Below are 22892 nucleotides of genomic sequence, written 5' to 3' on the forward strand. Positions count from 1 at the left end.
CCGCACCGTGCCGCCGTCGCCGGCGCGGAATCAGGCTTCGTCGTCGGGCACCTGCAGCCCGAGATCCGATATCACTTCCCGTGCGCTGCGGAACGCCTCGACCGCAGCCGGTGCGCCCGCGTACAGCGCGCTGTGCAGCAACACCTCGCGGATTTCGACGAGGCTCGCGCCGTTGTTGAGCGCGCCGCGAATGTGACCCTTCAGTTCCGTGCTGCGGCCAAGCGCCGCCAGCATCGCGCACGTGCACAGGCTGCGCGTCTTCAGGTCGATCCCGCCCCGCTGCCACGTGCTGCCCCACGCGTGCTCGTTGAGCCAGTCCTGCAGCGGGCGCGAAAAACCGACGAGGTCGCGCATCGCGCGCTCGACGAACGCCTCGCCCATCACGTCGATGCGTCGCGCCTTGCCGTATTCCCTGTCCTGTTCGCTCATGTCCGTGTCCTCGGTGGGGTCGTGGCGGCTGCGGCGGCGTCGGCAGCCGGGGAGTCGCGTCATGTTCATCGGGCCGGCGCGTTTCGTCAAAGATGCGGCCCTCGGTTCACGGCCGCCCGCGTCACGCGATATCGAACGCTACGTAACATCGCGCCGCGCGTTACGGCGGCTTGCGGGAACATCGCAACCGCCGCGGCGGCGCACCCTGCGTGCCCGCCGCGCGAAACCGCCGCAACCCCGTTTAAATCGCGCCGATATTCTCGATTCCTGCAATAAAGCGCGACACCGTTTCGGGACAACTGTCATGGCGCGAAATTTGCAGAGGAGGCTTGGACACACTTCCAATGTCGAGGCCAACATGCACAAACTCTTCAAGAAGACGACGGTAACGATGGCCGTCTCGTCGCTGCTCGCACTCTATGGTTGCGGCTCGGTCGATGGACCGACGACGCCGCCGACGATCAAGCCGAGCACGTCAGGGACGGGCGGCAGCTCGGGGACTTCGGGTTCTTCCGGTACATCCGGTTCTTCGGGGACCTCGGGATCTTCCGGGACGTCGGGTACGTCGGGTACGTCGGGTACTTCGGGTACTTCGGGTACTTCGGGTACGTCCGGTACCTCCGGTACGTCGGGAACGTCCGGCACGTCGGGCACTTCCGGTACGTCGGGCACCTCCGGTACGTCGGGCACTTCCGGTACGTCGGGCACTTCCGGTACGTCGGGCACCTCCGGTACGTCGGGCACTTCCGGTACTTCCGGTACTTCCGGTACTTCCGGTACTTCCGGTACTTCCGGTACTTCCGGTACTTCCGGTACTTCCGGTACTTCCGGTACTTCCGGCACATCGGGCACATCGGGCACATCGGGCACATCGGGCACGTCGGGCACGTCGGGCACGTCGGGCACTTCCGGCACTTCCGGCACGTCTGGCACCTCCGGTACGTCGGGTACTTCGGGTACTTCCGGTACCTCGGGCACTTCCGGCACTTCCGGCACTTCCGGCACGTCGGGTACGTCGGGTACGTCGGGTACGTCGGGTACGTCAGGCACTTCCGGTACCTCCGGCACCTCCGGTACGTCGGGTACTTCCGGTACGTCGGGCACCTCCGGCACGTCGGGCACCTCCGGTACGTCGGGCACCTCCGGCACGTCGGGCACCTCCGGTACGTCGGGCACTTCCGGCACCTCGGGCACCTCCGGTACGTCGGGCACCTCCGGTACGTCAGGCACCTCCGGTACGTCGGGCACCTCCGGTACGTCAGGCACCTCCGGCACGTCGGGCACCTCCGGTACGTCGGGCACTTCCGGTACCTCGGGCACGTCAGGCACTTCCGGTACGTCGGGCACCGGCGTCACCCCTCTCGGCAATGTCCTCCAGAAATCCGGCAACCTCGTGACGGCAGTCGGCACGACGGTCGCGAACGGCGGCGGCCAGATCGGCGGCGTGCAGATCCCGGGCACGAATCCGACGACGGCCACCAGCGTCGGCAACGCGGTCACGAGCCTCGGCAACGGCGTGCAGGCGCTCGGCAATGGCGTCGCGGCCGGCCTCGGCTCGATCGGCGTGTCGGCCAACCCGCTCGGACCGACGCTGACGTCGACCACCGGCCTGCTGACCGGCACCGGCGGCGCGGTCAACAACCTCGGCAACGCGGTGAAGAGCCTCGGCTCCGGCCCGCTGTCGCCGCTGTCGCCGGTCACGACGCTCGTCGGCGATCTCGTCAACACCGTCGGCGGTGCCGTCAATTCGACCGCGTCGGGCCTCAACACGGCGCTGAACAGCTCGCCGGTCCAGCAGCTCGAGACGCAGGTCGGCAAGGTGATCAACCCGATCACGAACACGCTGACCGGCGGTGTCACGACGCCGGGCGCCACGCAGACGCTCGGCGGCGTGACGCTGCTCGGCACGCCGCTCAACGGCCTGCTGAGCGCGCTCGGCAACGGCCTCGCAAGCGCCGGCACGAAGGTCGGCGGCGCAACCGACAACCCGGTCGGCGCCGGTCTCGGCGGCGTCGTGGCACAGCTCGGCAACACCGTGACGTCCACCGGCGGTCTCGTCCACGACAACAACGCGGGCAGTTCCAGCAGCGGCACGGGCGGCAGCAACCCGCTCGCCCCGATCACGGGCCTGCTCGGCACGCTGACAGGCGGCCTGGGCGGCGGCAGCTCGAGCGGTTCGGGCGGCACCAGCGGCACGAGCAGCGGCGGCCCGCTCGGACCGGTCACGGGCCTGCTCGGCTCGCTGACCGGTGCGCTCGGCGGCCTCGGTTCGAGCGGCACGAGCGGTACCGGCGGAACGAGTGGCACCGGCGGCACCAGCGGCACCGGTGGCGCGGGTATCGGCGGCCTGCTGGCGCCGGTCACCAACCTCGTCAACTCGCTGACGCCGCTCGGCGCCAGCCTCACCGGCACGGTCACGACGCCCGGCGGCAACGTGACGGGCACGCTCGGCGGCCTGCTGTCGAGCGGCCCGGTCGGCACGGTGACGGGTGCGCTGACGACGCCGGCCGGCGCCGCGGGCGCCACCGGCACGGCCAGCCCCGGCGGTGCGGCCGGCTCGGTCACGACGCCGGCTGGCGGCGGCACCGTGGTGGGTGGCCTGACCGGTAGCTCGAACGGCGGTGCCGCGGGCGGCGCCGGCAACCTGCTCTCGCCGGTGACGAACCTCCTCGGCGGTCTGCTGGGCGGCGGCAACAAGAAGTAACGCTTTACCTATCAGAACCACAGGCCAATGGCCGGGCGCGCATCCCTACCAAGCCCGGCCGACGGCCGGCGTCACCCGCCAAGCGGGGGCGCCGGCCCTCACCCGTACGAGGACCCGATCATGAATTCCACGCTTGACGGCATCGCCGCGGTCCAGGACCGCCCACCCCGTTCCGCCACGCCCCTGCGCGCCGGCCTGCTCGGCATTGCCGCCGGGCTCTTCGCGCTGTGGATCACGCGCGGCCAGCCGACCCTCGATGCAGCCACGCGCGCGGTCATCGCCAGCCTCGCGATCATCGGCACGATCGCGCTGCACGAAATCTTCATCTCGCGCGTCTACCTGCGCCCGAGCGCGGGCCTGTCGCGGCAGGCGGTCCGGCCGCTCGGCATCGCGCGCGTCGCGACGCGGCTCGGCGCGCTGACGTCGATCTATGCGGGCATCGGCGCGATCTACTGGCTGCTGCCCGAATACCATGGCGCGTTCTACCTGCCGTTCTGGTCGCTGCTGCGCTCGCTCGCACCGTACGTGATCGTCGCCGCGCCGTTCTACTTCGCGTGGATGGACCGCCACCAGCGCGAGACCAACGACGCCTACCTGCTGTGGGGCCGCTTCCTGTTCCGCCGCGAGCAGCCCGCGAGCTGGAAGCCGGTGCGCGAGATGCTGGCCGGCTGGGGTGTGAAGGCGTTCTTCCTGCCGCTGATGACCGTCTACCTGTCGAAGGACGCCGATCACCTGACCGCGTCGCTCACGAACGCGATGCACGCGCCGATGACGATCGCGGCCTTCGTGTTCATGTACGACCTGTCGTTCACGATGGACCTGATGTTCGGCACCGTCGGCTACCTGTGCACGTTCCGCATCCTCGACAGCCATGTGCGCACCGTCGAGCCGACGACGCTCGGCTGGGTGGCCGCGCTGATGTGCTACCAGCCGTTCTGGTCGCTGTTCTCGAACAACTACATCCGCTACGAAGGCTCGATGTTCTGGGACAACTGGCTGATGTCGGCTCCGACGCTGCGCGTGATCTGGGGCACCGTGATCATCCTGCTGCTGCTGACCTACGCGCTGTGCACGATCTCGTTCGGGCTGCGTTTCTCGAACCTCACCAACCGCGGGATCATCACGTCGGGCCCTTACCGCTTCACGAAGCATCCGGCGTACATCACGAAGAACCTGTCGTACTGGATGGTGTCCGTACCGTTCGTCGAGCCGCTCGGCTGGCAGGTCGGGCTCATGCACTGCGCGGGGCTCGTCGCGGTCAACCTGATCTACTACACCCGGGCGAAGACGGAAGAGCGCCACCTGATGCGCGATCCCGACTATCGCGCGTATGCCGAATGGATCGCGCGACACGGGCTGTTCGCGCGGATCAGGCAGGCATTCGGGCAGCGCGCGCCGGCCTGACGCGGCGGCAAACGGCGGGGCCGGCTGCCCCGCCCTCGTCTGCGTTAGCGTTACCGCATCGACGTTTCGCCGGTTCCGGCGCACAATGCGCGCTCCCTTCAGAACGGTGCGACAGACGAACGATGAGCGTCACCACGGTACGGCCGGCTACGATCGATGATGCGGCGATTGCCGCACGCATCCTGACCGATGCCGTTGCGTTCAAGACCGCGCACGACGACCCGGCATGGGGACACCGTGCGCGAACCGAACAGGACGTTCGACCGATGCTCGACGCCGGCAGCCTTCACATCGTCGAGCAGGACCGCATCGCGGCCGCGATGTTCGTGCTGAGGTGGGAAGACGAGGCGTACTGGGGGCCGCAGGCGCCCGTCGCCGGTTATCTGCACCGGCTGTCGGTACGTGACGGCTTCCACGGCCGCGGGCTCGGACGCCATGTGATCGACTGGTGTGCGGATCAGGTACGCGCGCAGCAACGCAGGTTTCTGCGGCTCGATTGCGATCCGCGCAACGCGAAGCTGTGTGCGTATTACGAGGCGTTCGGCTTTGAACGTGTCGCGCTTCGCCCGCTGTCCAGCGGTTACATCGCTTCGCTCTACGAGCGCGCGGTGGCCGGTTGACGGCGCCGGCCGCGCGCACCCGCGACTTCCGCTGAGTGCCGCGCGGCCCGAAACCGCCACGCGTCGCTGCACGCGCGCTCAGTCGAACGCGACACTGCTGTCGCGCCCGTCGCCCGTGCGACCAGTCGTACGCGCCAGCCCCCTGATCGCGACGAAGCTCGCGAGGCCCATGCCGAAGCAGCAGGCCGCCAACGGCCACGCGGTAGCGCCGTCGAAGACCAGTGTCGCGAGCGTGCCCACGCCGGTGACGATCACGCCCTGCACCGCGTAGTAGAGCGCAACCGCCTTGCCTGCCGCATCGCCGAAATCGCGCAGCGCACCGTTCGCGGACACCGACGACATCAGCACGATACCGACCGCAACCAGCCACATCGGCATCACGAACGTCGCGAACGACGGCTTCGCCAGGACCGTACCGACGGCCAGCACGATCGCACCCGTCATCATCGTGAGCGCCCCTCGCGCAACGCAGCCTGCCTCGCCCCACCTCGACACGAACGTCCCTGCTAAGCGCGACACGACGACCATCACGATCGCGACGGTCGCGAAGGCCACGCTGAACGCCTCGCGGGAATAGCCAGCACCGCCGACCAGCACGCGCGGCGCGGTGGAGAAGAACACGAAGAACGCCCCCATCGCGGCGGCAAACGCGAGCGTATGAACTCGAAAAGGCCGGCTGCCGAGCATCGATGCGACGGACGGCCGCTGCCGGTTCGCCGTCCGTGGCCTCGTTTCGTGCCAGCGTGGCCACGCGCGACCGCACGCGAGCAGACCCAGCAGGCCGAGCGTCGCGAAGATCGCGCGCCATCCGCAGGCTGTCGCGATCGCCGCGCCCAACAGCGGCCCCAGCGCGGGCACGCACGCCAGCATCGCGCCGAACCGGCTGTAGATGATGCGGCCTTCGGGGCGATCGGCGTAGACATCGCGAACGGTCGCGAACGTGGCGACGAGCGCGGCCGACGCGCCCAGCGCCTGCAGCGCCCGTAGTGCGACGAACAGGCCGCCGCCGGTGGCGATCGCAAGCGCCAGGGAAGCCGCCGCAAAACACAGCGCGCCGCCCAGCACCACCGGCCGTCTGCCGACGCGGTCCGACAACGGGCCGAAGATCATCTGGCCCGGCCCGAGGACGACCATGTAGACGCTCAGCGTCAACTGGACGATGGCCGGCGACGTACCCAGCGCGGACGGCATCTCCGGGATCACCGGCAGGTACACGTCCATCGCCAGCGAAGCGAGGAGATCGAAAGGCGCCATCAGCAGCAGCGCCGACGGCAACGAATAGGCCCAGACGGGCGTGGATTGTTCAGGCATGACAAGGCATCCGCTCAGAAAAGGGAATCTGGCGGCGATCTGCCTGGTCAGCGAGGGACAACGGGAGATCGCCGCAACGACCGGTTGACGAAGGTCGTTGCGGCTTAGCGATCCGTGGACGGGCCGGCTCCCATGGAGGAATCCTTGCGGTGTGCGTTGACTGCGCAGTGTAGTCGGTTCGACAGAACGGCACCAGCCGTGCACGCACGGCCGGGTGGTTGCGACCCGGTCGGCCAGCTCGCGTATCGTGCTGGCCCGCCGCGTGCGATATGGCGCCGCGCATTCCGATGGAACGGAACGTGGCCCACAAAGTCCCGATCCGGTTCGCACGCTGCCTGGCTGGCCGCGCCACGATCGCCGTCGCGAATCGGCACATCCCCGGCGGATTCGCGGCCCCGGCTCGCGTCGCCGAGCGTTAATGCTTCAGACGCACAACGTACAGGCCGGTGAAGTTTGCAGCCGCCGCCAGGCTGAAGTTCGGCGGGGTCGAAATGATCGATCCCATGATGGTTGGCTTGTACGTGACGGTCCCGCCCGAGAGGTCGGCCATTTCGATGACCGCCGGGCTCGGATTGGGAATGATGTTCGAGGTGAAGTTCAGGGTCAGCGTACGGTCGTACATGTTGTCGAACCCACCGTAGGACTTGATCTCGTAGACAAAGTCCGCGTTCACGCCTGCCGGCACCGGATCCGGTTTGCCCAGGCAAATCAATCCGTCGCGAACCACACCATCCGGCGGGGTCTTGAAGGTCAACGTCGCGATGCCGTCGTCGGTGACCAGCGTCATCGTCGCATTCGCAACGGCACTCTTGGTGAGCTGGATCGACTTGTAGCCGTCCGGACACTTGAACGCGACAGGCTGAGGGTCCGGTGCGTTCGGCGAAGGCGTTCCCGCCGCGCTGTCGCTACTCGTCGCGTTGCTCCCGCCGCCGTCACCGCCCCCACCGCATGCCGACAACAAGACGGTAGAACCTGCCAGGATCGCCAGAAAAATATTGTTTTTCATCTTTCACTCTCTCATTTGATAAATACAACTAATAAAATCGACGATCCTCGTGATCGATTTCTGCCTACTGCTCGACGCCACGCCAGGAAGCGCCGGGAAAATCCATCGTAGGATCCAGGCGCACCTCATCAACTCAAAACTGCGCCGTCACCTGGAATCCGACCGTGACACGCGCCGTCGGAAACCCGGACGGCTTGTAGACAGGCGTACCCGCAAAGAGGTCGTACGCGTAGGCGCCGAAACGCGTGCCGACGCTGCCCTTCACGCCGATCACCGCACCGGCCAGTTGCGTCCCGACGAGTGCGATCGGCTGCGGACCCCATACGCGGCCATAATCTAGTCCCACATAAACTGCTTGCCCCGTTTGCCCGATCGGTGCCTGTAGCTCGTTGCGCCAGTAGAAGCCGCGTGCTGCGGCGAGCATCGTTTCGCCGTCGAAGCCGCGCACCGTGTAGCGGCTACCGATTGTCAGATCGTCGATGTAGTGCAGCGTGTTACCCGTGTACTGGCCGTGAAATGTCGTGACGTACCGGAACGGCTGCTGTGCGATCGCGAACGGCACCGACAGGTTCGCGTCGAGTACCGCCATCTTGAAGCGATAGGTCTGGCCATCGCCTGCCGCCAACACATCATCCTGCGCGCCGAACCCGCCGACGCCTTGACGATATGCAAGTGAGCCATCGAACTGCGCGCCGCCGAAGTAGTGGCGATCGGTCAGGCCGAGTTCGATCATCGTGTTATTGCGGCGCTGCTGCGAAATCTCGGTGTCTTCGATGAAGCTCTGCCCGAAACGGCGCGACAACCTGAAATATCCACCGAACACGTCGTTCTGGCTGCGTGCCAGCACACGGGCCAGCTTCAAATCGACCGTCTTCGAATTGCCGCTCGCGACGAACGTCTGGTTCACGCCGGCGATCTGCTGGTAGTACGTATTCGTGTAGGCGGACAGCGTGGCCGTCCAGTAGCCCCACGGGATCGAATAGAAGCCGTTCCAGCCATGCGAGCCGAGGCGCTTGTCGCCGAGTTCGAGATCCTGGCTGACGCCGATGTTGAACACGTCGTTCAGGCCAAGCGGGTTGTCGATGCCGACCGACAGATTGCCTTGCAACCTGCCGGTGGCGCGCGTGCCGGAATTGTCGATCGACGCGACGACCGTCCACGGCTTGCCGCGCTTCACGTCGAGCACGACGTCGCTCTCGCCGGGCAGATCGCCGGGAACGATTTGCATCGAGACGTCCTGGCTCGTTACGCGTTTCATCTGCTCGAGGCCTTGTTCGAGGTCGCGCAGGTTCAGCACGTCGCTATCGCGAGTCGGAAAGGCTGTTTTCCAGGTGCCGCGCAGCTTTTCGTCGGCGAAGCGGATGTGGCGGATCACGCCGGGGATCAGCGACAATTTCAGGGTGCCGGTCGACAGATCCTGTTCGGGCAGCAGCACGCGCGTCGTGACGTACCCGCGCGCCAGAATCACTTGCGATAGGCCTTTGACGAGCAAGTCGAGCCCCTGTTTGCCGACACACTGGCCGGTGTAGCGGTCGAGCCATTCGCGCGCGAAGGCAAAGCGATCCATCGGCAACGCCGATGCGCCTTGCGACTTCACGGAAGCTGGCAGCGCATCGGGCACGTCGAGTGCGAAATGCTCAATCCGGAAGCAAGGCGTTTCGGATGGCAGCGCTGGATAGCCTGCGCTGGCCGTCACGTTCGATCGTACCCCAGGCGCGGAGACGGTCCGCTCGCGTTCGCGCGCTTCCTCCTGCTGTCGGGTCTGCTGGTCGTTGCCCGGAACGATCAGGCGCGGAGCCTCTTGTGCCGACACACTGGTCGCGATAAACAACAGTGCTGCAGCAGAATTCCCCCAGTGAATAGTTCTCGCATTTATTCTAAACATGTAATTACGGACCCAGAAGTCTTATCGGAATCGCCCAAATGCCACAACCACCCATCTAATTATCTCAATAGATAGCGCAACACAAAATGCCCAGCCGAATACCGCCACTATGCCATCGTGATTTTCTGCTTACTTGGGCGACAGCGGAGAAAAGTTCCAATTCCCCCCCAATTGATTACCATAGGAAGGTACTTTGTTACAAAATAAACAATGATAATGCCAACAACCCTGAAATACGTGCCTTTCAGGCTCCCATCCAATATTAATTTATCTATTTTTGATAGTCTCATTTTGGTGCCTCTTTGCCTGGTACAAAATATGACGTTCCACCTGCGCCCCCTCCCGACAAAGCGCCGGCGAGCCCCGGAACTGGATTTGCAACCCTCGGCTGCAGGAGAGCGGGTATGGCTGGATTCAAATTTTCATATACAAATGGCTTGAGAATTTTGGATAACCCCAACGTCGTAGCAGCCCCAATAAAATATCCACCGGCCGCACCAAGTCCGCCCAATGCACCAGAGTACGAAAGGCTGTTTTATTCACCGTAGTAAGCATTGTTGAATGCTGAGTTCACCACACCCCCAGCAACACCCAAAAGGATGTTATTAACAAATCCTACATTCGCGCCAATCGGACCGCTTACAGCGCCGGTCGCTCCGGCAAACACAGACTCAGCAGGCCGGATCGTCCCTGATTGCGCATACTGTCCAGCGGCGTCCATGCCGCCACCGGTCACGGCGCCAATTGTGGCATACCCCCAGTCCACCAGCAGCCGCTGCTGCAATGACCCCTCCCCCCATGAGATTGCGGTTTGCTTGGTCGTGGTTGACGCTGTTCTGAACCTGCTGCGTAGACGGTCGATTCGGCCCAATACCGTTCGGATAATAGCTTCCATACATCACTCCTTGCCGATATGAAGGCAGTCCCAATAGGAGGGCAGGTCGGTCAGTTCTCTCGGTTTTTTTGTGCGACACGCCCTAAAAATGTAACGAAAGTGACAGTGGCAGACAAACCCACAAATACAAGCAGCGCGAAAGGTGTAAGGAATTCACCAAATCTAGATACTGTATCCCTGAAGCCAACCACCACAACCCCCGCCGCAAACAATCCTAGATATATAAGCAACATTGATGCGACGAAAACCTTCCAGAGACGAAATTTCCCGAGAATCCTTCCGAAAACTGGCCCGAAGAATCCTCCTATAAGGCCACTTATGAATTCAAGCGACATCTCCACTCCTTATTGCTTATGAGGTTCACCAGTCTTCACGATTGCCTGCGCTGCCCTACCAGCGGTTTGACCTAGCGCAAGCCCGACTCCACGGATCACAAACCCTGGAATACTTGCAACATTCATGATCGAATTAGGAATTCCCGCCCAGCCCAACATAGAGGTAGTAAACATAGAATTATAGGCACCAAATGTCGTCGCAGTAGCCAGTCCGACTAGTGAGAAGTTCTGACTAAAACTATCGTAGAAGTTGTTCCCCTTGAATGTGGCTACGCCAGCGCCGGCCGCCGCTCCACCGGTATAGATGCCACCGGAAACTGCTGCTCCAGTCGCAGCCGCTGTCGTTAGCGAATACCCAGCTTGTGCAGCCTTATAGGCAGCAAACAGGTCTTGAGCGTACGATACCCCTGCCGATCCGCCAGCAATTATTTCTGGTGCGAGGCCCGCAGTAATAAGACCACCAGCGATCACCAGACCTGCTGTCGGGTTTGCCACAGATCCGGGCAAAGCTCGCTGCTCGGGTGTCAGCGTGCCATCCTTGTTTCCAGTCAAGAACGGACTGTTGTACTCTGCCGACGTCGCATGGAACAGCCCGCCACCATTCTGACTGATATAGGCCACCGCGGTTGCGTCCCCTCCCGGCCCCTTGCTTGCCGCCGCATCCACCAAACGATAGCCGTTTGCCAGCAGCATATTCTGCGCCTGCTCCGCAGTGAGTGCCTTCCCGGTCTTTTCTTCATAGAACTTCGCGAAGTCCTTCGCCTTATCCTTCGCCCACTGTCTTTCGTCCGGGTGGAGCTGCCGGTTGAACCGGTCAACGTTGTATCCGGAAAACGCTCCCGATTCACCACCCACAGCCGCACCGACTCCCGTCGCGAGCGCGTTCGCCACGATGTTACCCAGCGCCTGATTCATATTGGCGTTGCCGGTCGGGTCGCTGCCTGCGATCGCGCTGCTCAGCTCGTTCAGCTTGCTCGACGCGATCGACGCAATCGCCGCGCCGGCCGCTCCACCGATCGCGTTGCCGCCCGCCAGTCCGGTCACCAGCGCCGCGCCCGCGCCTTGCATCAGTGCGCGGTTCGCTCCGCCTTCCTTCCATGCGTCGACACCTGCCTGGTCGCCATTCTTCTCGGCTTGCCGTTTCATCTCGTCAGCGTAGTCCCCAATCCGGCGCGACACCGCTTCGCCAGCTGCGCTGGCCGCAGCCATCATGTCCGACTGGTTGGCCAGCAGGTTCTGCATGTCGGGAAGTTTGGCAACCGTACCGTTCGTGTTCGTCGTATCGCGATTCAAGCTGGCAAGATCCTGCTTCTGGTTCGCCGAATCCGTAATCGTCACCGTCCCCGCGCTGACGCCGCTCTTCGTCGTCGCGCTATCGCTGCCGCTGTCGTTCTGGCCGAGCATCGGCGCGGCACCGCCCGCGTTCTTGCCCGAGGTACTGCCGTGCGTGCCGTAGTTCATCCCGCCGTCGCCGGTCGTCGCGCCCGCACTGAAGCCGCTCGAGCTCGCATCGTAATTCGACTGGTTCTGGACGTCCGAGAAGGACAGCGAACCCGTCGTCAGCGAATTCTTCGACGCCTCCGCGCCGCTCGCGATCAGCCCGCCTTTCAGGTCGGTATTGCCGGTCACGTTGATATTGAAGCCGCCGTCGCCCGCTTGAATCCCGGCCTGTTCATTGACGCCCGCATAGCTGCCCGACGCATTGCCCTTGCTCTGGCTGAAGCTCGCACTGGCGCCGCCCTGACTGACGCTGAACCCGCCGCCCGAACTCGACTGATGTGCCGCGCTCGACAACGTGTCCTGCACACTCACAATGTTCAGATTCCCGCCCACATCGGCATTCACCTGATTGCCCTTCACGTTCGAGCCGATGATGTTCGTATCGCCGCCCGAGATGATCGTCACGCCGTTTGCCGCATTTACATGGCTGTTGTTCTGCGTGGCCAGATCGCTGTTGCCGTCGCCGTTGGCCTTCGACATCGCCGCCGAAATCCCAAAGCCGCCCGTGCCGACCGACACGCCCACGCTCGCGCTCTTCGATTCATTTGTGCTGCGCGTCGAGTCGGTGTCCGTCGTATTGACGATATTGACCTGATTTTTCGCCGCCAGGATCACGTCGTTCGCGTTCACGTTCGAGCCGGCGATCGTCACATTGCCGCTACCAGCCTGACCGTTGCCGGTCGCCGCAAACGCCACCGTCCCGCCCGCATTCACGTTCGAGCCGCGATTCGTCACACTGTCCTCGGAGAATGCGCTCTTGCTGTGACTGCTGCCAACGCTGACTTCGACCTTGAACTGAGGCGTTTCGCCCGCCCCCAGCGCCCGAACCACGTCGCCCGCGGCAACGTTCGCATCCCACGCCGCGCTCGCCGCGGCCATCCCGTGCAGCGCCGCTGCCCGACCATCCTGACTATTGCTGGACGCACGCGATTGCCCCACGGCATTCGACACCGCGTCGATCACCGGCGCCTTCAGCGCCAGCGTCAGGCCGCTCTTCGACACTTCCTGCGTCTCGCCACGGTGACTCGTATCCTGCGCTGCGTCGATCGTCACGTTCGCGCCTGTACCACTCAGGTTCTGCGCCGCGATCAGGTCACTTCCGGTCACGTGCAGATCGTTCCCGGCCGTCATGCTGACGTTGCCCTTCAACGAACCGATCGTACTGCCGTTGTTCGACACCTCGGTCGTCTGACTGGTCGTCTTCAGCGAACTGCTGCCAACCGACACCGACAGGCCGCCACCCGCCATCAGCCCGGACTCCTTCTTGTCGTAGTAGCTCGACGACTGCAAGCTATCCTGTGACGTCGTAACCGTTATGTTGCGCGCTGCCGTGAGTGTCACGTCGTTCGTTCCGACGATGGTGCTGCCCTGAACATTGACGTCCTTGCCGCTGACAATGTTCACGCCGTCCGCTGATACCAGACTGCCCTGATTCAGCGTCATCGTCTGATCGATCCCGCTCGCGACCTTCACGCCGCTCACGACATTGCTGTGGCTATGCGTCTCGTGTGAGTTCAGCTCATGCGTCTCGGTCGCCGCGCCGACATTCACATCGCCGGCCGCCAGCAAGTTCGCGTTACCCTTGTCAAGGCTGATTGCGCTACCGGAGAGCGTAATGTCCTTGCCCGACACGATATTCACCGTGTCGCCACCCTTGAGCGTCGTCCCGGTCAGCGCCTGGTCCGACGTATGCAGCGTTTCCGCGTAGCTGCCGTGACTGTCGCTGCCCGAACTGTTGCTGTTCACCGTCGAGGTCGCACTCGCTGCGTCGAGCGTCACGTTGCCCTTGGCCGCAATCGTCCCGCCCTGGCCAAGGTCGATCTGCGCGCCCTTGGCGGACAGATCGCCACCAATACCGATCATCGACTGCCCACCAACCGTCACCGAGCTGCCGGTAACCTTGTTGATGTCGGTGTTGGACACGCCGTTCGCGCGCTGCACGATCTTATGCTCGCCAGTCTGCACCGCACCGAGATCCCAGTTACCGCCGACACTCATGCCAAGGTTGCCACCGACCGACAAATTGCCCGCGTTCTGCTGGAAGTTGCCACCCGTCGTGATCGACGCGTCACCTGCGACGTCGAGTTTCGCCATCGGCCCGAGCGTCGTCACCACGCTCGTCGCGCCGTCGCGGCTCACCCGGGTATTCGTCTTCGTCGCCGTATCGAGAATCAGGTCCTTCCCGGCGTCCAGTTGCAGACTACCGGCCTTCACGTTCGCCGATGTCAGATCGATATTGTTCTCGGTCTTCAACGACATCAGTCCGCCGCTTTGCAGCGCGCCGAACGCGTTGTCGATCTGCTTGCCCTGGATCGCGAGCGTGTTGTCCGCCTTGATCGTGCCGCTGTTCGTGAACGACTGCGCGTTCTGGAAGTCGATGTTCGTCGCGCTGATCAACGGCCCATCGATGTTCTGCTGACTGGCCTTCGCGAGATACACGACCGGCACCAGCACCGACTGGCCGTCGACCACCCGCGTTTCCATCATGATCACGTTGCTGGTCAGCTTCGACACCTGATCGGCCGACAGGCTGGCTCCGATCGGCAGATCGAGCGACTTCGACAGATCCGCGCCGGCCGCCATCAACGACTGGTACATCGTCTGCAGGTCCGTGTACGGTCCCAGTACTGCCTTGCCGGTCAGCGAAGTGATCTCGTTGCGCACAAGCTGTTGCTCATAAAAGCCGTCGCCGAGCCGCTTCGGGATATGAGTCAGGTCGACGCCAAGCTGACTGAAGAAGTAGTCGCTCGAAATGAAATTCTTCTGGTTCGTGAACGCCGGATTCGTTTCGATCACGTAGCCCGCATTCGGCGCAGTCGTCGGCTTGAACAAGCCGCCTTGCGGAATGGTGAGGTTGTTCAGCACGTTCAGCGCCGTTGCACTGGCGATGATCGGATCGACCGGCGCCGGCGGGCCACCGTGCACGGCCGACGCACCCGATTTCGCGCCGCTCGCGTTACCGCTCAGGTTGGTGGGGGTGAGGCCCGGCACCGACTGCCCCGGCAGCAAGCCGAGCGACGGAATCGAGGCGTTGCCCGCCGAGTTGTTGACGCTGACGCCCGTGCCCGAAATCGTGCCGTTCGAACTCAACGTCGAGTCGTATTTCGGTAGTTTGTAATCCTTGATCGAGGCCGGCGCCGCCTGCGTGTAACCGCCCGGGCGACCGGTCACGAACGGCGCGTTGCCGAACGGCAATTGCCAGTCGTGTTCCGTGTTGTCGTAGTTGTTGTAGTGATATTGGCCCGAGTAGGAAACCGACACGCCCGGCAGCTTCTGGCCGGACGCCGCCCAGCCGTCGGCGTCGTAGTAGGCCGGCATCTTGATGTCGCCGACCGCCGCGAGGTTGCTCCAGTAGTTTTGCAGCGTGCCGACCGACGACGCATCGATCTTGCCGCCCGACACGATCTGCGCGGCCGGGCTGATGTCCGTCACGGTCGTCGCCGTTGCGCTGTCCGCATAGTAGGTCGTGAACTGATACGTGCTGTTCCACTGACCGCCATGAGGCGGCTCGGTATAGACGCCGCCGATGCTGTCCGGATCCTTCACGCCGACCTGGCCCGTGCGGCCGCTGATCGGAATGCCGAACTGCGCGAGCAATGCCGGATCGATCTGGCTGGTGGACGTCTTCATCGCGCGGCGGGTGCTCGTCACCTTGTTGGCGTGCAGTTCCATGTCGCCGCCCGACTGAATCAGCGCCGACACGTTGTTGACGAGCGCCGCGTTCGTGTAGTTGCCGCTTGCGTCCTTCCCGCCAGCCAGCACGACCTTGCCCATCCCGAAGATGGCCGTCGTCGCCATCGAATCGGTCGCGGTCGTGTCGTCGCGGTTTTCGATGTCGTGCGCGAGGATTTCGAGCGTGCCGTTGCTGTCTGAACCGCCGATCAGCGCGGTCGGGCCGAGGTTCGAGATCGTATTCGTCGCGTTAAGCGACACGCTCGCGCCCACGAGCGCGCCGGTATTGGTCAGGTTGGTCGACTGCGTGTGCAGCAGACCGCCGGCAGTCAGGGCGCCCACGTTGACGATGTTGCCCGCGTTGACGCTCAGGTTGTTGACCGACTGCAGGTTCGCGTTGTTCGTGAAGGTGCCGGGTAACGTGAAGGCAAGATCGTGACCGACGTTGAACTGCGTGTCGAACGCCGCCGTATAGTCGCCCTGGAGCTTCACGTTGGCATCATGCGTCGCGCTGTACGTGCCGCCGCCGTGCAACGTGGCTGCCGCGACCGACAGGTCATGTGTCGAGCTGATCTGGCCGCTCGTGTTCGTGATCGCGCCGGTCGTCGTGACGTTCACGTCGCCGTTTGAATTCGTGACGTTGCCAATAATGCCGCCGCTGTTGTCAACGGTATTTGCGTTGACGTGCAGCGAGCCGCCGCTGAGCTGACCGCCCTGCGTGTTGCTGATCGACGCCGCGCTGACAGTCACGTCGCCGTTGCCGGTAATCGCCCCCATGCCCGATACGCCGCCGGCGTGGCTGTTGATGATCTGGCTGCCGCCTTGCACCGTCATCTTGCCCGCGCCGAGGTCGACAATGGCGCCGTCCGCGTTGTCGATCGAGGCCGATTGAATGGCGAGCGTACTGGTGTCGCCCGCAATCGATTGCCCGGCCTGGATGTGCCCGCCGCGGTTCGACAGCGCACCGCCGTTCTTCAACGACAGCGACGCGTCGGATCGCAGCAGACCCTGTGCGTTGTTCACGTCGCCGGCAATGGTCGCGTGGATGCCGCGCTGCGCCGCGAGAATACCGCCGGCGTTATTCCAGGTCGCCGCGTTGACGATGGCTTGTCCCTTCGTCACGATGGTGCCCGACGCATTGTTCAACGCGCTGGCTCCATTGCCCGGTGCGATCGTCAAAGCACCCGTACCAGCGTGTGTAATGGTGCCGCCCGCGTTGTTCAGCTCGGCCGGCGTGAGCGTCAAGTCCGTGCTGTTGGTCTGGATCACGCCGGCAGCCGAGTTGTCGAACGTGCCGCTGACGTTCATGCCCATTGCCGACGAACCATACTGCGTGATCGTGCCACCGTGGTTCACGAGGTTGGCGGCGGCCAGCGCAAGCTGATTGGCCTCGAGCTTGCCGCCGCTGTTGTCCAGCGTCGAATCGGCGGTGACCGACAGGTTCGGTCCGACGATCGAACCGCCCTGATTCGTCATCGAGCCGGTGTGGATCGTTGCGTTCGCGCCCGCACCGATCTGGCCGCCGTCGTTCGCCAGCGTATCGCTGGTGACGCCCAGATCCGTGTTCGACAACAGCTTGCCGCTCGCGTTGTTCAGCGTACCGCCGACGGTTGCCGTCAGGCCGTTCTGCGCGTTGATCGAGCCCGACGCGTTGTTCAGCGCGCCGGTTTGTGCGACGACGCGCCCGTTGCTGGCAATCGCGCCACCGACGTTCGACACCGACCCCGTACCACCGCCGAGCGTCAGCGTGCCGTTGCCGGCATGCGTGATTGTGCCGCCGTCGTTGACGATTGCCGTCGGCGCGAGCGTCAGGTCGGTACTGTTGGTTTGCAGCGTGCCGCCGGTGGAATTGTCGAGCGTGCCCGACACGTTCACGTTCATCGCCCCGGCACCGGTCTGCGTAATCGTGCCGCCGTGATTCACGAGGTCGGTCGCGTTCAACGAAACCTGGCCCGCCTGCACGGTGCCCGCGCTGTTGTCGAGCGTTGTTCCACTGACCGTTGCCGTCTGACCGACGATCGAGCCGCCGTTGTTGATCAGGCGCGCGCCCGCATCGACAGCCACCTTTTGTGCAGCCTGCAGCGTACCGCTGCCGTTGTCGACCGACTGGCCCGCGACACGCAAATTCGTGTTGGAAGTGATCGCACCGCGATTGACAACGTTTGCGCCCTGGACCGACACATCGCCGTTACCGCCAATGACACCGCCTTGCGCACCATTTGCCGTCGTACCGGCCGCGTTCGTGAGCTGGCCAGTCGCGTTCAGCACCAGGCCATCGGCGTTGAGGGACGTTATCCGGCCGGCCGTGTTGTCGATCGTCACCCCGCCGACCTCGGCATGCCCGGCACTCTGGATCGTGCCTTGATTGTTCGCGACGGTGCCGCCCCTCAGCGCCATCGTGCTCTGCGAAACGAACACGCCGGACTGGTTCGCAATCCGCTCGACAGCCGTTACTGACAGCGCCCCCTGCGACGACACAGTGCCGTTCCGGTTCGACACGTTGCCGCCTGTCAGGGTTGTACCGCCGCCGCTCGTCAGGTTGCCGCGATCGTTGATGACCGCGCCTGCGGCATTTGCCGTGACCGATCCTTGAGCGCTCGTCGTCGCGTTCGACAGGTTCACGTCGCCATTCGCCGCGGTCAGTGCAAGGTTGCCGCTCGCGGCCGTCGTGCTTCCGGCGAGATTCACATCGTGGCCCGTCGCCGACAGGTTGCCACCCGCAATGTTCTTGCCGGTCGCATTCAGCTGGCCTGTCGTCGCGAGTTGCAGGTCACCCGCTTGCGTGACGGCACCGTCGCTATTCACGCCCGCGCCGAGTGTACCGGTTGAATTCAGCGAACCGGCATTCACGCCCACGTTGTGCTGTGCGGCGAGCGTACCGGTGTTCACTACGTCGGCACCGGTATTCAGTACAACAGACTGCTGGCCATAGGTAGTGCCGCTGTTCTCGACCCCGCCCGCGGCCGATACCACGACGTTGCCGAGCGAGCTCACCTTGCCGGACTGTACCAGCCGTCCGGCCGTCGTCAGCGTCAGGCCCATCGCATCGGCAGCGATCGTGCCGGCGTTCCGAACCCCGACACCGCCCTCGGTGCCGACCAGGAAAATCCGGTTGCTGTACATGCCGCCCAATTGACCGACATCGATTGCGACGGCCGGCGCGGCGCCTTCACCCTGAATTCGGGTCGCCTGAAGCGTGTCGTGATTGACCTGATTCGCGCCGGCCACCACGTTCAGGTTGTTCGCGTAAATGGCCGCATTGGTTTGAACGGCCCGGGCAATCAGATCCACCTGGTCGACATTCTTCGCATTCAGGCCGGCGCCTTGCACCGTAATGAGGCCGCGCGTCGTGTTGAAACCGGCCAGCGATCCGTCCGCATTCAGATTGGGGGTTCCGGTCGTGAGAATGGCGCGCGACGTGTTGATGAAGCCGCCACCATCGACCACCAGACCAGACGGGTTCGAAATAATCATCTCGGCCCGCTGGCCTGCGATCTCGACATACCCCCTCAATTGCGAAGGGTTGTTGCTGTTGACCTGATTGATGATGATTCTGGCCGCATCGTGTGCGCCAAAATTCGGGTTGCCGTTGATATAGCCGGCCTGCTGCGTGTTCGTCATCACCGGCGAGTTGTTTACGATCACGCCGGGTTTCTGAACGTCGAACTGGGAATAGGTATTCAGCGAAACACCGGCTCCGCTAGGCTTGTTGATATTGACCTGTGGCAAACCGTTCGGAGTCTGCACGACCGACGGTGCATTCGCCCCTGCGCCCACCACCTGTGCCTGCACCCAGCGTGGCGCCACGCCCGCCGCAAGCAGCACCGCAAACGCCGCGTGGCGCAGCGCGAACCTCACCGCTACGCGCGGCGGCTGTGCAACGTGGACGGCTTCTCCACGGCTTGGGTTCCCCGACGAGCTGGCCGTCTCTGCGACTGCGATCAACATGCCACGTACGCGGCTGAATACCAGACGATATTGGTTCTTGTTCATGGTACGGCGGGCGCGCTTTTACGCACCAGGCGAATAAGTTTGGAACGCCGCGACAGGTAACGAAGAGGTTGGCAATGCCGGGATCGACGCGCCAGAATTTCCCCGCCTTTTCGTCACTCAGGTCGTAGCGAACTTGATTGGTCTCTCCCGCCGAAATATATCGAAACATTTGTCAGTACATTGTCAGGAATTGATAAAGTCGCGTCGCTCTGGAATGGCCGCAATCGACTTTCCGGGTAGGTACGCCTCGGTTTCTCGCGCATCAGAGTCGAGTGCAGACCAGAGTGGCTCGCAATTCACCACCACTTTTTAACAATTGGAATCTATTTTAAAAACACCACCCGATATTTGAGATAATTCGATATCCGTAGCTGTCCCATGGTCGGCACCACATCAACCGCTTGATGACGAAGCCATTCAAACAAGCGGAAATCGGGCATATCCGCGCTTTGCCAGCGTCAATCGAACGCGGGGTTTACTCATTTCATCCGGGATGGCTGCCCGCTCCAATCCTCCTATCCCGAATTGATCGTTCACATTCCTTATTGACAATCTCGCCAAACAACGGGCGTTTGAGCGAGACGTTTCGCGGCCGAATCGACGTAGCGACTGCATTGTCGTGAGCACGCAACAAAAGCACGCGTGTGATGCCGGAACGCACTTCCTGCTCGCGCGGGCGAATGTGCGTCCCCCTTGCGACCAATCGTCGCGAAACACCCCGAATCCCCGCGATTCGTAGCTTTTCTCCCCTAGTCCGATTGCCCGACCCGATCACGTCGCGTATGGTGCTGCCCGTCCGCGTGCGATCCGGCGCCCGACCCGCGCGCTGCCGCCCGGACCTTCGACCGTCGTCCCGCACGACGGCCGCGCGGGCCGTGCCCGCCGCTCACCGTCTCCGCGATGCCGCCCTTCGGCGCCGCGCATTCATGAGGAGAGAGACGTGATCCACAAAGTCCTGATCCTGTTCGCACTCTGCATCGCGGGCCTCGCCGCGATCGCCGCCGGTTTCCAGCACATCCCCAGCTGATTCGCGGCCCCGGCTCGCTTCGCCGAGCCCGGGGGCCGCAGCCATTCCTTTCCCCTTTTGCGATGAACCACTTTCTCGGACCGCCCGGGACGGGCGACCTTTGCCATGCGTATCGACGTACAGCATTCCCAGCACGACATCGACGATGAACTCGACACGCTCTACGCGCGTCTGCACCAGCCAGGCCATCGCCTGCACGGCCTGCCGGCCGTCGCGCTCGGCCGCTCCGGCCTGATCGTCCGCCACCGCGAGGCGGACGGCGAGTACTTCCTGTATGTCGAAGATCCGGCCGCGCGCCAGCTCGCCGGCTATACGGTGTTCAACCGCCTGCCCGAAATCCCGCGCCGGGCCGACCGCTACCTGCGCGCGCCGCATACGCGGCTGCGCGGCTCAGCGCAGCGCAAGGGCCTCGCGACGACGTTGTATCGCTGGGCGCTCGACGCGGGCCTGTGCCTGATCAGCGGCGCGCGCCAGTCGGTCGGCGCCGCGCGCTTGTGGACGGCGCTCGCGCAGGACTACCGGCACGGCTTCGTCGATATCGACGGGCGTGTGCTGCGTTATCTCGGCGAAACCGTCGCCGACGACGTGCACGGCGCGCTGCATACGCGGCGGCTGATGCTCGGCACGGGATGGAACCTCGAAGCATTCGCGCTTGCGGCCGGGATGACCGACATGGCAGCGGGATCGGCGCGATAGCGGGTACTGTCGTATCCCGTTGGCATTACCAACCATCGATCACGACGACTGCTCGTCACGTTTTACAAAAGACTGATGCGCGCCGGACATTCCGGAATACGCGCGACTCGACGCCCCTGCAATCTCCGCGAGAACGGCCTGCACCTCCGGATCGCCGGGCGGGCGCAAGACCTCGTCATGTTTGGAAGAAGGACCGGAGCAAGCGCTCATCAGCACCGTGACGGCAACACTTGCCAGACAGCTCCGGCGCTTCATGAGCGAACCATTCGTCAAAGAATTCCCAGGGCCGACAAAATCGATGCCGCGATTCTAGCGCTTGCGATCAGATCCCTCGGCGATCACGCGCCGGTGCGATAATGCGTCCGCTCCACGCATCGCGTCCCGAATACTCACCGATGGCTACCGATCCCACCCGTCACATCAACATCGTCGCGCTGTGCGGCAGCCTCCGCGCGCAGTCGTACAACGCCGCGCTGCTCGATGCGACCGCGCTCGTCGCGCCGAGCGGCATGCGCATCGTGCGCTTCGATCGTCTCGGCGAATTTCCGCTGTTCAATCCTGATACCGAATACCCGTCGCCTGCCGCCGTGCGCGAGCTGATCGAGCGCCTGAACGCGGCCGACGGCGTGCTGATCGCGAGCCCGGAATACGCACACGGCGTGACGGGCGTCATGAAGAATGCTCTGGACTGGGTCGTGGGATGCGAAGCGTTCGTATACAAACCGGTCGCGGTGCTGAATGCGTCGCCGCGCGCGACGCATGCGGACGCGGCGCTGCGGGAAACGCTGGCGGTGATGTCGGCGCACATCGTCGAACGCGCGTCGATCACGCTGCCGGTGCTCGGCAGTCAACTCGACGCGGCGGGCATCGCCACGCATCCGCCGTTCGCGTCCGGGCTGGTTGACGCGTTGCACGCGCTGCGCGCGGCAATTTCGAAAGGCGAGCCGTCGCGCTGACGTCGTGAATCCGAAAACACATCGCAGTCCGGAATAATGGGACATGACGCCAGTCGACAGGCGTCATGTCCGGCCCGGCTCATCGTCCACGATAGATCGGCAGTTCGCGGGCAACCGAGCCCGATTCGCTCGCGGTCGGCGACATCGTCCCGTATCCGCTCGTATCGGCCGTCGACGGGCCAGTCGAACCGATCTTCGTCAGCGCTTCAGCGAGGCGTACCGGATAGTGAGGATCTTCGCCGGTCTGACGGTAGCCGGCCGCGCGCACGGCGGCCAGTTCGGCCGTGACGTCCGCGCGCGTCACCGTGGACTCCGGCGCGGCCCATGCGGAAACGGAAATGGAAGCAGTCGCGGCAACCGTCGCGAGCACATACAGGGCAAGCTTGTTCATCTGATCTCTCCTGAGCGTCGACGACGTTGTCGACGGAGAGTGAGTCGCCCCGCGAGCGAAAAGATGAC

The 22892-nt window shown here is 63.8% G+C and carries 13 protein-coding genes; 5 read left to right on the forward strand and 8 right to left on the reverse strand.

Annotated elements, in window-relative coordinates; all coding sequences use genetic code 11:
* Positions 1-30 precede the first annotated feature (30 nt).
* Positions 31-429: a carboxymuconolactone decarboxylase family protein gene (locus tag ACPTTC_RS29935; protein WP_423395070.1), complete on the reverse strand. Its 399-nt coding sequence runs from the start codon at positions 427-429 to the stop codon at positions 31-33.
* Positions 430-787: 358 nt separating this feature from the next.
* On the opposite strand from ACPTTC_RS29935, the gene ACPTTC_RS29940 reads away from it, so the two are divergent.
* From ACPTTC_RS29940 to ACPTTC_RS29950, 3 genes are all read left to right on the forward strand, one after another.
* Positions 788-3133 carry a collagen-like triple helix repeat-containing protein gene (locus ACPTTC_RS29940; protein WP_423395071.1) on the forward strand — a complete coding sequence of 782 codons (2346 nt, stop codon included), beginning with the start codon at positions 788-790 and terminating at the stop codon, positions 3131-3133.
* Between the two features lie 120 nt (positions 3134-3253).
* Entirely contained in the window at positions 3254-4537 is a 1284-nt protein-coding gene (locus ACPTTC_RS29945) for an isoprenylcysteine carboxylmethyltransferase family protein (protein WP_423395072.1), read from the forward strand.
* Positions 4538-4659: 122 nt separating this feature from the next.
* Entirely contained in the window at positions 4660-5157 is a 498-nt protein-coding gene (locus ACPTTC_RS29950; RefSeq protein WP_423395073.1) for a GNAT family N-acetyltransferase, read from the forward strand.
* Between the two features lie 78 nt (positions 5158-5235).
* On the opposite strand, the gene cml is transcribed toward ACPTTC_RS29950, so the two are convergent.
* From cml to ACPTTC_RS29975, 5 genes are all read right to left on the reverse strand, one after another.
* Positions 5236-6468 carry a CmlA/FloR family chloramphenicol efflux MFS transporter gene (cml, locus tag ACPTTC_RS29955; RefSeq protein WP_423395074.1) on the reverse strand — a complete coding sequence of 411 codons (1233 nt, stop codon included), beginning with the start codon at positions 6466-6468 and terminating at the stop codon, positions 5236-5238.
* Between the two features lie 415 nt (positions 6469-6883).
* Positions 6884-7474, reverse strand: a complete 591-nt coding sequence (locus ACPTTC_RS29960; protein WP_423395075.1) for a hypothetical protein — start codon at positions 7472-7474, stop codon at positions 6884-6886.
* Positions 7475-7607: 133 nt separating this feature from the next.
* On the reverse strand, positions 7608-9359 hold the full coding sequence (locus tag ACPTTC_RS29965) for a ShlB/FhaC/HecB family hemolysin secretion/activation protein (protein WP_423395076.1): 1752 nt from the start codon (positions 9357-9359) through the stop codon (positions 7608-7610).
* 535 nt (positions 9360-9894) lie between these two features.
* A complete protein-coding gene (locus tag ACPTTC_RS29970) occupies positions 9895-10254 on the reverse strand; it encodes a hypothetical protein (protein ID WP_423395077.1) in 360 nt (119 codons plus the stop codon).
* A gap of 344 nt (positions 10255-10598) precedes the next feature.
* The gene (locus tag ACPTTC_RS29975) at positions 10599-19754 is read right to left on the reverse strand and encodes a hemagglutinin repeat-containing protein (protein ID WP_423395078.1); all 9156 of its coding nucleotides are present in this window, start codon (positions 19752-19754) and stop codon (positions 10599-10601) included.
* A gap of 1132 nt (positions 19755-20886) precedes the next feature.
* On the opposite strand from ACPTTC_RS29975, the gene ACPTTC_RS29980 reads away from it, so the two are divergent.
* Entirely contained in the window at positions 20887-21477 is a 591-nt protein-coding gene (locus ACPTTC_RS29980) for a histone acetyltransferase (RefSeq protein WP_423395079.1), read from the forward strand.
* 39 nt (positions 21478-21516) lie between these two features.
* Here the strand turns inward: ACPTTC_RS29980 and ACPTTC_RS29985 are convergent, their stop codons facing one another.
* Positions 21517-21732: a hypothetical protein gene (locus ACPTTC_RS29985; protein WP_423395080.1), complete on the reverse strand. Its 216-nt coding sequence runs from the start codon at positions 21730-21732 to the stop codon at positions 21517-21519.
* Between the two features lie 140 nt (positions 21733-21872).
* Between ACPTTC_RS29985 and ACPTTC_RS29990 the strand changes: the two genes are divergently transcribed.
* Positions 21873-22433: an NADPH-dependent FMN reductase gene (locus ACPTTC_RS29990; protein WP_423395081.1), complete on the forward strand. Its 561-nt coding sequence runs from the start codon at positions 21873-21875 to the stop codon at positions 22431-22433.
* Positions 22434-22512: 79 nt separating this feature from the next.
* Here ACPTTC_RS29990 and ACPTTC_RS29995 read toward each other — a convergent pair whose 3' ends face one another.
* On the reverse strand, positions 22513-22824 hold the full coding sequence (locus ACPTTC_RS29995; protein ID WP_423395082.1) for a DUF4148 domain-containing protein: 312 nt from the start codon (positions 22822-22824) through the stop codon (positions 22513-22515).
* Positions 22825-22892 lie beyond the last annotated feature (68 nt).

The organism is Burkholderia mycopellens, from assembly GCF_964265025.1.
In the GTDB taxonomy this organism is placed as follows: Bacteria; Pseudomonadota; Gammaproteobacteria; order Burkholderiales; family Burkholderiaceae; genus Burkholderia.

Coding starts and splice junctions, on each gene's coding strand:
- ACPTTC_RS29935 (WP_423395070.1), bottom strand. CDS start 429: ATGAGCGAACAGGACAGGGAATACGGCAAGGCGCGACGCATCGACGTG.
- ACPTTC_RS29940 (WP_423395071.1), top strand. CDS start 788: ATGCACAAACTCTTCAAGAAGACGACGGTAACGATGGCCGTCTCGTCG.
- ACPTTC_RS29945 (WP_423395072.1), top strand. CDS start 3,254: ATGAATTCCACGCTTGACGGCATCGCCGCGGTCCAGGACCGCCCACCC.
- ACPTTC_RS29950 (WP_423395073.1), top strand. CDS start 4,660: ATGAGCGTCACCACGGTACGGCCGGCTACGATCGATGATGCGGCGATT.
- cml (WP_423395074.1), bottom strand. CDS start 6,468: ATGCCTGAACAATCCACGCCCGTCTGGGCCTATTCGTTGCCGTCGGCG.
- ACPTTC_RS29960 (WP_423395075.1), bottom strand. CDS start 7,474: ATGAAAAACAATATTTTTCTGGCGATCCTGGCAGGTTCTACCGTCTTG.
- ACPTTC_RS29965 (WP_423395076.1), bottom strand. CDS start 9,359: ATGTTTAGAATAAATGCGAGAACTATTCACTGGGGGAATTCTGCTGCA.
- ACPTTC_RS29970 (WP_423395077.1), bottom strand. CDS start 10,254: ATGGAAGCTATTATCCGAACGGTATTGGGCCGAATCGACCGTCTACGC.
- ACPTTC_RS29975 (WP_423395078.1), bottom strand. CDS start 19,754: ATGAACAAGAACCAATATCGTCTGGTATTCAGCCGCGTACGTGGCATG.
- ACPTTC_RS29980 (WP_423395079.1), top strand. CDS start 20,887: ATGCGTATCGACGTACAGCATTCCCAGCACGACATCGACGATGAACTC.
- ACPTTC_RS29985 (WP_423395080.1), bottom strand. CDS start 21,732: ATGAAGCGCCGGAGCTGTCTGGCAAGTGTTGCCGTCACGGTGCTGATG.
- ACPTTC_RS29990 (WP_423395081.1), top strand. CDS start 21,873: ATGGCTACCGATCCCACCCGTCACATCAACATCGTCGCGCTGTGCGGC.
- ACPTTC_RS29995 (WP_423395082.1), bottom strand. CDS start 22,824: ATGAACAAGCTTGCCCTGTATGTGCTCGCGACGGTTGCCGCGACTGCT.